The 10,499-nt window shown below is 67.6% G+C and carries 11 protein-coding genes; 7 read left to right on the forward strand and 4 right to left on the reverse strand.

Annotated features, from left to right (window positions below; translation table 11 throughout):
- Positions 1–189 precede the first annotated feature (189 nt).
- Positions 190–393 carry a hypothetical protein gene (locus GWG54_RS11840; RefSeq protein WP_167937969.1) on the forward strand — a complete coding sequence of 68 codons (204 nt, stop codon included), beginning with the start codon at positions 190–192 and terminating at the stop codon, positions 391–393.
- A 25-nt stretch (positions 394–418) separates the two neighbouring features.
- On the opposite strand, the gene GWG54_RS11845 is transcribed toward GWG54_RS11840, so the two are convergent.
- Positions 419–1,711 carry a tRNA(Ile)(2)-agmatinylcytidine synthase gene (locus tag GWG54_RS11845; protein ID WP_167937970.1) on the reverse strand — a complete coding sequence of 431 codons (1,293 nt, stop codon included), beginning with the start codon at positions 1,709–1,711 and terminating at the stop codon, positions 419–421.
- 162 nt (positions 1,712–1,873) lie between these two features.
- Here GWG54_RS11845 and GWG54_RS11850 point away from each other — a divergent pair, with 162 nt between their 5' ends.
- Positions 1,874–2,839, forward strand: coding sequence for a transcriptional regulator (locus tag GWG54_RS11850; RefSeq protein WP_167937971.1), 966 nt, complete (start codon positions 1,874–1,876; stop codon positions 2,837–2,839).
- 136 nt (positions 2,840–2,975) lie between these two features.
- Positions 2,976–3,239, forward strand: a complete 264-nt coding sequence (locus tag GWG54_RS11855) for a HalOD1 output domain-containing protein (RefSeq protein ID WP_167937972.1) — start codon at positions 2,976–2,978, stop codon at positions 3,237–3,239.
- A 152-nt stretch (positions 3,240–3,391) separates the two neighbouring features.
- Here GWG54_RS11855 and GWG54_RS11860 read toward each other — a convergent pair whose 3' ends face one another.
- A complete protein-coding gene (locus GWG54_RS11860; protein WP_167937973.1) occupies positions 3,392–3,676 on the reverse strand; it encodes a hypothetical protein in 285 nt (94 codons plus the stop codon).
- 166 nt (positions 3,677–3,842) lie between these two features.
- Here GWG54_RS11860 and GWG54_RS11865 point away from each other — a divergent pair, with 166 nt between their 5' ends.
- Both GWG54_RS11865 and GWG54_RS11870 read left to right on the forward strand, forming a co-directional pair.
- Entirely contained in the window at positions 3,843–5,996 is a 2,154-nt protein-coding gene (locus GWG54_RS11865) for a bacterio-opsin activator domain-containing protein (protein ID WP_167937974.1), read from the forward strand.
- A gap of 110 nt (positions 5,997–6,106) precedes the next feature.
- A complete protein-coding gene (locus GWG54_RS11870) occupies positions 6,107–6,775 on the forward strand; it encodes a helix-turn-helix domain-containing protein (protein WP_167937975.1) in 669 nt (222 codons plus the stop codon).
- A gap of 184 nt (positions 6,776–6,959) precedes the next feature.
- On the opposite strand, the gene GWG54_RS11875 is transcribed toward GWG54_RS11870, so the two are convergent.
- Both GWG54_RS11875 and GWG54_RS11880 read right to left on the reverse strand, forming a co-directional pair.
- On the reverse strand, positions 6,960–7,340 hold the full coding sequence (locus GWG54_RS11875) for a hypothetical protein (RefSeq protein ID WP_167937976.1): 381 nt from the start codon (positions 7,338–7,340) through the stop codon (positions 6,960–6,962).
- Positions 7,337–8,197 carry a ParA family protein gene (locus tag GWG54_RS11880; protein WP_167937977.1) on the reverse strand — a complete coding sequence of 287 codons (861 nt, stop codon included), beginning with the start codon at positions 8,195–8,197 and terminating at the stop codon, positions 7,337–7,339. Before GWG54_RS11880 ends, GWG54_RS11875 begins: the two co-directional genes overlap by 4 nt.
- Positions 8,198–8,548: 351 nt before the next feature.
- Here GWG54_RS11880 and GWG54_RS11885 point away from each other — a divergent pair, with 351 nt between their 5' ends.
- Together GWG54_RS11885 and GWG54_RS11890 are read left to right on the forward strand one after the other, a co-directional pair.
- The gene (locus GWG54_RS11885; protein WP_167937978.1) at positions 8,549–9,736 is read left to right on the forward strand and encodes an MFS transporter; all 1,188 of its coding nucleotides are present in this window, start codon (positions 8,549–8,551) and stop codon (positions 9,734–9,736) included.
- Between the two features lie 91 nt (positions 9,737–9,827).
- A partial coding sequence (locus tag GWG54_RS11890; RefSeq protein WP_167937979.1) for a rhodanese-like domain-containing protein occupies positions 9,828–10,499 on the forward strand: 672 nt, incomplete at its 3' end.

Raw genomic sequence — 10,499 nt, forward strand, 5'->3', positions numbered from 1 at the left:
GCTTTCCATGCGGTACGGACGCGTCGATCGCCACAGCGGGCGCGGATCGCCTCACGTTCGCCGAAGACCCGGTCCCGGTATCCGGTTTCGGTTGCGGACGCCACCGAATAATACCACCCGATTTCCGAAACGATCGACGATGAAGTTCGACACGCATATCCCTGCGGCGGCAGTAGCCGCGACCAACCAATGCCGGAACCGTCGCAGCTGCGCGACAGCACCCAGATCGTGCTCCCCCGCGAGACCCTCGAGTCCATCGAGCCGCAGCTCGACGAGGAGTTTACCGTCACCGTCGTCCCGGAGGACGACGACCGCTATCGGATCGTCGGCAGCCCCGTCGAGATCAAGGACGTCGGCGAGTTCCTCGCTCGCCGCGGGATCGCCGTCCAGTAGGCGTCGCGTCGGGCCGTCGACGCGGCTACCGCTCGGGGTGCGTCGGCGCGTCGAACCCGCCCCGAACCAGCGGTTTCGCGACGTGACGGCGAGCACACGGCGGCACCTCGTACCACCCTTCCTCGAGGTCGCGCTCGAGCGGGACCGTCTCCTTCTCGGTCGCGCTCGTCTTACAGTCCCGACAGCGGTAGCCCTGGTCGCGTCCCGCGCTCTCCATGCGCCGCCCGCAGTCGGGACAGGTCGGCGTCACCCGCTCGCGGTCGACGAGCTCTCGGAGGGCGAACTTCTCGAGTTTGAGCGTTCCCCGCGAGACCTCGCCGCAGACGGTGAGCCGATCGCCGACGCGCAGCGCCCGTACCCGGTCACGGAACCGCTTGGTCGGCTCGAAGGCCGCGCACTCGAGCGTCGGCCGTTCGTCACTCTCGCCGTCGTCTCCGGTCCCCTCGAGGGTCACGAACACGTGACCGCCCCGACGGGTCTCGGGCTCGCTCGCGACCCGTCCGTCGAGACGGTAGGCGCGACCGTCCCGAACGTCCTCGAGTCGCCCCTCGCGGAGGTGAGCGTCGGTCCCCTGGTTGGTGACGAACAGCCGGCTCGCGGCGACGGGCTCGCCCTCGATCCGGGCGGCGACCTCCCGGACCGCGTCGGGATCGTCGCCCCGGATCCCGTAGAGGATCGGTCCCGGCGCGTTGGGGACACAGACCGTCTCACCCTCCTCGCGGTCGACGGTGTCCCAGACCGCGGGGTAGCCCCGGTCGGCCGCGGCGAAGACGCTCTCCGCGTCGACCTCGCGGGGGGTTCCCCACCGTTCGGACTCCCGGTAGGAGATGTGTTCGAAGGACCAGTCCTCGAGTTCGCGCCAGGCGCCGACCGCGGCCAGCGCGCCGATGCGGCCGCGGCCGTTACCCGAGTGCCACGAGCGGTAGTCGTGGCGGTCGATCAGGGCCGTCGCGTCGGTCCGCTCGAGATGTGTTCCGATCGCGCGTCGAGCGAAACGGCTCACGTCTCCCGGCGCCTCGTCGGGATCGTGGTCGGCGACGACCAGCCCGGGCTGGGTCCGCTCGTCGGCCGTTTCCGCGAGGGCCTCGAGGCGGTCGTGGGCGATCTCGAGGGCCAATTCGGGCTCGCAGTCGGTGTGGATCGCCAGCGCGGCGTTACCTCGAGTCTTGTACTCGACGGCGGGATTGAGCCGGACCAGTACCAGCCGCGACACCGACGCCCCGGTCCGCTCGAGGCGGTCGGCGATCGTCCTGGCGACGTAGGTCGTACACATCCCTCGCTCCCGCGAATCGGTATCGTCGAGCCCGACGACGGTCATCGGTCGACGGTATCGGATCGGCGGATAACTACCTTCGGATCCCCGCCGCCGGGTCGTCTCTTGGTATAAAAGCGTACCTCCCGATCGATCGGCGAATCGCCACCCTGCACCCGGGGATCGGCAGGACAACACTCATATAGATGGACTCGCTTACAATCCCCTATGTCCCGTTCGGCACTGGTCGGCAACGTCACCGCGATGTTAGAGGACGCGGGATTCGTGGTCAGCGACCGGTGTGCGATCCGCCCGAAGAGCTTCGACGTCGCGGCGCGTCGCGGCGACAACCTGTTGCTCGTCAAGATCCTGGGCAACATCGACGCCTTCAACGAGGAGACCGGTCACGAGATGCGGCGCCTGGGCACCTACCTGCAGGCGACGCCGCTGGTGATCGGGCTGCGCAGCCGAGACGAGGATCTGAAACCCGACGTCACCTACTTCCGCCACGGCGTTCCCGTCCTCAGCCCCGACACGGCGTACAACCTCTTCATCGAGGACGTCCCGCCGCTGATCTACGCCGCCCCCGGCGGGCTGTACGTCAACATCGACGGCGACCTGCTGGCCGACGAACGCGAGGACCGCGAACTGAGCCTCGGCCAGCTCGCCAGCCAGCTCGGCGTCTCCCGGCGAACGGTCTCGAAGTACGAGGACGGGATGAACGCCTCCGTCGAGATCGCGATGGCCTTGGAGGACCTGTTCGACGCCTCCCTGACCAGCCCCGTAGACGTCCTCGAGGGCGCCGACGAGGTCCACGAGAGCGAGGCGACCCCGGAGGAGCCCGACGCCGACCCGACCGACGAGCGGGTCGTCGCCGTCTTCACCCGGGCCGGCTACCGGGTCCACCCGACCGTTCGCTCTCCGTTCAAGGCGGTCAGCGAGGACGAAGACGACAGCGGCGTCGTGCTGACGGGTCACTCGGAGTTCACCGAGGCCGCCGAGAAACGGGCTCGAATCATGAGCTCGATCGGCCAGGTGACTCGGTCCCAGTCGGTATACATCGTCGACCGTGCCAAACGCGACGCCGTCGACGGCACCGCCCTCGTCGAGCGCGACGAACTCGAGGAACTGCGCGATGCGGACCACCTCCGCGCGGTGATTCGTGAACGAGCCGAACGCGAGGAAGCGGCCTGAGCGGGTCGTCCTGCCCTCGAGCCCGAAACGGCATCGCGGCGTCCTCGCCCGTCGATGAGTCGGACGGAACCAACTCCTGTGGCGGTGAAATTATCGCCAATAATTAAATACGCCGACCGCATCGACAGACGAGTAAATGAGTGGCAGCCGTCCGGGCGGGCGAGACGCCGTCAGCGTCGAAATCGTCAAACGGGTTGCGGAACGTACCGATCGGGAACCGGAGAACCTTCCCTCGCTACATCGCGTCATCGATTCGGAGGCGCTCGACTCGCTGTTCGAACCGCCCCAGGTGGATCGCCAGCGGCGAGGTGGCGTCGAGTTTTCCTACGCCGGCTACTACGTCACCGTCCCGTTCGACGAAACCCGAGAGATTACGGTCTCCGAGGGTCCGACGGCGTGATCGAGGGCCCTGGCCACGCCGCGTCGCGACGGGTCGAATCGCTCCCGTTTGCGTTTTCGGAAACGTAAACGGAAACAGAAACGTAAACGGAATCGGAAACGGTCGCTCTCGAGGGAGCGATCCGAGAAACGACCCGGATCGAACGCGACGGCCTACTCGCGGTCGAACGACGCCTCGACCCGTCGACGGTTGGGATCGTAGTCGAGGACGCCGCGATCTGCTAACCGAGGGAGGTGGCCGTGGTGTAGCTCGAGCGCGACGCGTTCGACGGTCGCCGACCCGTCGAGTCCGGCGCGACGGGTGACCGCCGCGGCCAGTTCCTCGAGTCCGAGCGAATCGGCGCGGCTCGCCAGGACCTCGAGCGTCAGTCGTCGCCGCTCGTCCGTGCACCGTCCGCGATCCGCGCCGAAGCGATCGGTTCTCGTCTCAGTTCTCATCGTCCTAATACGTTACAGAAGGGCCCCTTCGACCGTAAGCTCGATACGAAAGTTGTTAGGTGGTGTTCCGGGCAAAGCGGTGACGAGCGCGGTTCCGGAGACGAGTTCCGACTCGAGACTCCGTCGACGGAATATTGATGGAGAGATAGCGCGGATCGTCGATCGAATGGAATCGCTGACCGACGCGCTTCGGGAGACACTCGCGGTTTTCGGCGACTCCGGCGAGCCGCGAACGACGCCGGAGGTGGCCGAGCGACTCGATCTCGGGCGTCGAAGCGCGTACGATCGACTGGAACGGCTCGCGGAACGGGACCTCCTTCGCACGAAGAAGGTCGGCGCGAACGCCCGCGTCTGGTGGCGACCGGAACCGCGATCGAAGACGGCTTCGGAACCCGGTCCGGAGCTCGAGGAGGCGATCGCGCGGATCAGCGACGGGTTCTTCGCGGTCGACGAGGAGTGGCGACTCACCTACTTCAACGACGCGCACACGTCGATGTTCGACGGGACCCGGGCGGAGCTGCTGGGAGAACGGCTGTGGGACGCCGCCCCCGAACTGGTCGGCACTGCCTTCGAAACCGCCTATCGGGAGGCGATGGAAACGCAGGAGCCGACCGCCGTCGAGGAGTACTACCCCCCGCTGGAGGGGTGGTTCCGGGATATCGTCCACCCTTCCCCGTCGGGGCTCTCGGTCTACTTCACCGATATCACGGAGCGGAAGGTTCGCGAGCGGACCCTGATGCGGTACGAGCGTATCATCGAGACGGTCGACGACGGGATCTACGTCCTCGACGGCGACGGTCGATTCACCTTCGTCAACGATACGTTCGTCTCGATGACGGGGTACGACGACGACGACGAGTTGCTCGGCGCGTCCGCGGCGGTCGTGTTCGGGGCGGAGTTCGGGGAGAGAGGAGACGGAGCCGAGACGGAGGAGCCGAACGTCGTCGCCCCGGAAGGGCGGTTACACGGCGCGGACGGGGAGTCGATCGCCGTCGAGAGTCGAGTCGGTCGACTCGAGCTGGAGAGCGGAGAGACGGGGCGGGTCGGCGTCGTCCGCGACGTCACCGACCGCGTCGAGTACGAGCGCGAACTCGAGCGCCAGCGCGAGCAGCTCGCGGCGGTGACCAGCCTCGGCGAGGTCGCAAACGAGATCACGCGCGCGATCATCGGCCAGTCGACGCGCGAGGACGTCGAGACGACGGTCTGCGAGCACCTCGCCGACTCGGAGTCGTACCTGTTCGCCTGGATCGGCGACGTCGACGCCGCAACCCGGACCGTAACCCTTCGGGCCGAAGCCGGGGTCGAGGGATACCTCGACGACATTACGATCTCGATCGATCCGGACGACGCCCGGAGCCGGGGGCCCACAGGCCGGGCGCTTCGACGCGGCGAGGTACAGACGACCCAGGAGCTCGAGACCGATTCCCGGTACGATCCCTGGCGGGACCACATCGAGTCGTACGACTTCCGGTCGTCCGCGGCGATACCGATCACTCACGAGGGAGTCCTCTACGGCGTGTTGAACGTCTACGCGGAGCGATCCCGGGCCTTCGAGGGACCGGAGGGAAAGCGGATCACCCAGCTCGGCGAGATCGTCGGCCACGCGATCGCGGCCGCCGAGCGCAAGCGGACGCTGCTGAGCGACGACCTCGTCGAACTCGAGTTCCGGATCCAGGGCTTCCTCGAGACGTTCGGACTCGAGGCCGAGCCGACGGGATCGATCGCGTTCGACCACATCGTCCCGCTCGGGGACGACGAGTTCCTCGTCTACGGGACTGCCGAGCGGGACGCCGTCGACGCGGTCCGCGAGCTCGTCGACGCCCGTCCCGGCGACGGGGAGGTAACCGTCTACCCGGAGGCGACGCCGACGGGGTTCGTGCTTCGCGCGATCGATCCGCCGGTGCTTTCCGTCGTCGCGTCCCACGGCGGATACGTCGACGGCGCGTCGATCGTCGACGGGGAGTACCGGATGACCGTCCACCTGGCGCCGAGCGTCGACGTCCACCGGATCGTCGACACTATCGAAGGTGCCTACCCGGAGGCCGAACTGCGCTGTCACCGTCGGACGACCCGATCGGCTAGCGATCCGCGACCGGTTCAGCGTCGGCTCGCCACCGACCTCACGGACCGACAACACGCCGTGCTCTCCACCGCGTACTACGCGGGCTTTTTCGAGTGGCCGCGGGAGACGTCCGGTACCGAACTCGCCGAGTCCCTCGACGTCGCGCCGTCGACGCTCCACCAGCACCTCAGAACGGCCGAACGGAAGATCCTCGACTCGCTATTCTCGTCGCCGGACGAGCCGCTCGACGATACGTAAACGCAAACGTTTTCGAAAACGAATCCGCCGACGCGACTGCCGTCGCGACCCGCCAGTTCCGCGAACGGAGAGTTCGACGCACCCAAGACGGTTCGCTTCAAGGGGGAGGTATGGGAGGGACAGTCGCGGAGATCGAGCTCTCGCCGGCGGAGTTCGTCCTCGAGGAGACGATCGAGGCCGTCGACGGGCTCGAGTGCGAGGTCGAACGGGTCGTCGCGAACGCCGACGGCGAAGTGATGCCGTTTCTCTGGGTCGACGCGCCCGATCTCGAGGGGATCGACGAGGCGCTCGAAGGCGACGAAACCGTCGACGACGTGGAACTGCTCGCCGACGTCGACGGCGAACGGCTCTACCGAATGGGGTGGGTTCGTCGGGTCGACGCGCTCGTCCAGATGCTCGTCGAGGAGGAGGGCACCGTGCTCTCGGCGGTCGGCGACGCCGACGGCTGGCAGTTCCGGCTGCTGTTTCCGGACCGTGACAGCCTCTCGCGAACGAACGACTACTGTCGGTCGAACGGGATCAGATTCCAGCTCCACTCGGTCTACAGCCTCGAGGAGGGACGGCAGGGGCGGTTCGGTCTCACCGACGACCAGCAGGACACCCTGGAGATCGCGTTCGAACGGGGCTACTACGAGATCCCCCGCGAGGCGGACATGATGGCGCTGGCCGACGAGCTGGACATATCCCACCAGGCGCTCTCGGAACGACTCCGGCGAGCCCACCGGAGCCTCGTCCAGAACACCGTCGTCATCGGACGGGAGGGCGGACCGGACGGGTGAGGGCCGGGCAATCATCAATCGAAATGTAGTTTATCGCGGACCGCAGACGACGGCCGAGGGAGAAGTCCCGGGTAGCGGGGGTTCGGGTCGTCGTCGCGTTCGCGGGCCTCGTATTCGAAAGCGAAAACGCAGGCGAAAACGCAGGCGAAAACGCAAACGCAAACGCAAACGCAAACGCAAACGGCTAGAGGTTCCGCTGGGCGTGGCGTCCGACCGCGTCGCCGAGCTGTTCGGTTTTCTCGGGCGTCGCCGTCTCAAGCCCGACGCGGACGGCCAGGCGGACGATCTCGCTGCGGTCGAACTCCTCGGAGCGCTCGCGGCCCAGCGAGGACTCGAGCGCGTTGCCGACCGCGGTCATCTCGGCGTCGTCCTCGTCGAGGGCGGCCAGCAGCGCCGCCACGGGCTGGTCGCGGACGGCGACGGTTTTCGGCCGGTCGCCGTCGTCGACGGCCTCGAGCGCGTCGACGAGCGCGTCGACGAACGCCGAGTCGGCCTCGGTTCTGATCTCGTCGTTTCGATCGCCCCGTTCGGTCCGCTTGCGCAGCTCCTCGAGGTCGTCGCTCATCGGGACTCACCCAGTCGCTGTCGCAGTTCCGACGCGCCCTCGAGGAAAGCCTCCCGGGCACGCTCGGCGGTTCCAGAGGGCTCCTCGAGGGCGAACACGGTCTGGCCCTCGTCGGCGGCGTTCCGGACGTCCTGGCTCGCGGGGACGTGAGCCGGGGCGATCGCGCCCGCGTACTCCTCGTCGAACCCCTCGAGGTACTCGGTGGCGAGTTTCGTCCGGGTGTCGACCTTGTTCGGCAGGATCATCGCGAGGTCGACGTCGACGCCGAACTGGTTGTCGATCTTCTCGAGGTCCCGTTCCAGCGCCGCCGCCTGCTCGCTCTCGAAGGGCCCCATCTCGACGGGCGCGACGACGTTGCGCGTCGCCCACAGCCCGTTGTAGGTGACGTTGTTCGTCAGTCCCGGCAGGTCGATGAGGACGGTGTCGTACCGACCGTCGATGTACTCGTCGAGGAAGCGCTCGAGTCGGGAGTATCGCTCCCGGGCGTCGTCGATGTTGCCCAGATCCGCGTCCAGCGAGTCGAGCCCGGGGTGGGCGGGAATCAGGTCGACGCCCTCGTCGGTCTCGACGATCAGGCTCTCGACGGCCGCGTCGCCGAGCTTCGAGGCGATCTGGTCCCACTCCTCGGCGAACACCGTCGAGATGTTCGGCCAGTCGTCGTCCGCCTCGATCTCCTCCTGGACCGCCGACCAGACGCCGAAGTGTTTCGCCAGGTCGCCCTGCTTGCCCGCGAGGTCGATGAGCAGAACGTCCTCGCCCGTTTCGGCGAGCGCGACGCCGAGGTGGGCCGCCGAAGTCGTCTTTCCGGTACCGCCCTTGTCGAGAAAGGTCGCGGCTCGGTTGGTGCTGACTGCCATCTACGTATCCGTTTGCGCAAGCGTTTGCACATAAGATAAAAGCTCGTCAGACGGTCACGGAATCGTACGGCGTCGACCCGCGCCGGATCGGTCACACCGACGGAGTGGAGCCGACCGCCGTTCGAGCGTCCGACGGGACGTCCCCCGTCGGCCCGCACGAGGTCGAGCGCGCGCCATCCCGATCGTCTCCGACTCGAGGGCGGTCGCCTCGATGAATCGAATACTGCTATACCGAATCCACGGTGCGGCCGACGATCAGTCGGTCGATGAGGTCTCGGCCCGAGGACCACCTCTCGCGTCGCGCGTCGAGTCGGTTCCGCTAAGTGTGCGGACGCGCTTTCACCGGACAGGTTGAGCACGATTTCGACACGCTGGCGGTACCGGGAGACGGTACTGGCGCTGTGTACGCTCGCGTTCTTCGTCACGATGGTCGGACGGCTGGCGATCAGCCCGATCATCCCCGACGTCGTCGAGACGTTCGCGGTCTCGAACGCGGCCGTCGGGCTCTCGTTGAGCGGGATGTGGCTCGCCTACGGGCTCGCCCAGTACCCCAGCGGGATCCTGGCCGATCGCTACGGCGAGCGACGGATCGTGCTGATCGCCGTCGGCGGCTCGACGCTGGCGGCGCTGGCCGTCTCGATCACGCCCGCGTTTGCGCCGTTTTTCCTCGCGACGGTGCTGCTCGGAGCGGTCGCGGGGCTGCACTACAGCGTCGCGACGACGCTGCTCGCTCGCACCTACGATAACGTCGGGACCGCCGTCGGCGTCCACAACACCGGAGCGACGATCGCCGGACTGGTCACTCCCGTTGCCGTCGCCTGGTTGGCGGTTCGGTTCGGCTGGCGGATCGCCGTCGCTGCCGTCGCGCTGATCGGAATTCCGTCGACGGTGCTGTTCGCCCGGGAGGTCCGTCCCACGGCGCCGCGTCGGCCGGAGACGCCGCTGCGCGATCGGTTGCGGGTCGCGCCCGCCCTCGAGCTCCTCTCGCGGCCGCCGATCGCCTTTACGCTGGTCGTCGCGATCGTTAGCGAGTTCGCCTGGCAGGGAGTCGCCTCCTTTCTCCCGACGTTTCTCATCGAGTACCAGGATGCGTCCACGCCCCTCGCGGGAGCGCTGTTCTCGACGTACTTCGTCGTACAGGGCCTCGCCCAGATCGGCGTCGGCGCTGTCTCCGATCGGATCGGTCGAGACCGGGCGATCGCGGCCTGTATGCTCGCCGGCGTCGGCGGGTTCGGCGTCCTGATCGCAACGTCGAACACCGCGTCGATCGTCGCGGGGATCGTCCTCGTCGGGATCGGGATGAGCTTCGGGGCGGCGCTGATGCCCCGGTTCCTCCGGGAGCTCTCCGCAGAGGAACAGAACGCCGGGTTTGGGCTCGTCCGCACCGTCTACATGATCGTCGCCGCGCTCGGCTCGGTCGTCGTCGGCGCCCTGGCGGACCTGTTCGGCTGGGCGGTTTCCTTCGGCTTTCTCGCTACCCTGCTCGCCGGGGTCGTCCTGGCGCTGACGATCAACTCGCTGTTCGGACTCGAGTACTGATCCGACGCCGTCTCGCCTCGAGTCGGCTTGCTCCCTCGGCTGCGGGTTCGTGCAACGAATTTAATAGCCGTCGTGTACGATATTGTGGTGTATGAGCAACACCGGATTCGATCCCGCGGAGGTCGCCCGTCGCATCGACGAGGACGACGAGGACCTGTTCGTCCTCGACGTCCGCAACGAGGACGACTACGAGGAGTGGCGGATCGAGGGGAGCACGAACCTCCCGATCTACGACGAGCTGCTCGAGCACGACTTCTCTACGCTCGAGGCGCATCTCGACGACCTCCCCGGGGACCGGGAGATCGCCGTCGTCTGCGTCGCCGGGGTCACGTCGGCCCGAGCCGCGGCGTTCCTCCGCGACCGGGGGTTCGACGCGGAGTCGATTGATGACGGGATGAACGGGTGGGGTCGGGTTCACCGCAGCTTCGAGATCGACGGCGTCGACGGCGTCGTCCAGATCATCCGTCCCGGCACGGGCTGTGTCTCCTATCTCGTCCACGACGGGACGGCGGCCGTCGTCGTCGATCCGAGCCAGTACGTCGACTACTACCTGAGCGAGGCCGACGAACGGGATCTCGAGATCGTCGGCGTGGCCGACACGCACGCCCACGCCGATCACGTCTCGGGCGCGCGTCGGCTCGCCGGCGAGCTCGGCGCCCCCTACTACCTGCACGGGGACGACGCCGGCGGGCTCGCTCGACTCACGGGACTCGAGGACGGCGGCACCCCCCCCGTCGGGGGCCGAGCGCCCGCGGGCGGCCCC

The organism is Natronococcus sp. JC468, assembly GCF_012163165.1.
Classification (GTDB): domain Archaea; phylum Halobacteriota; class Halobacteria; order Halobacteriales; family Natrialbaceae; genus Natronococcus; species Natronococcus jeotgali.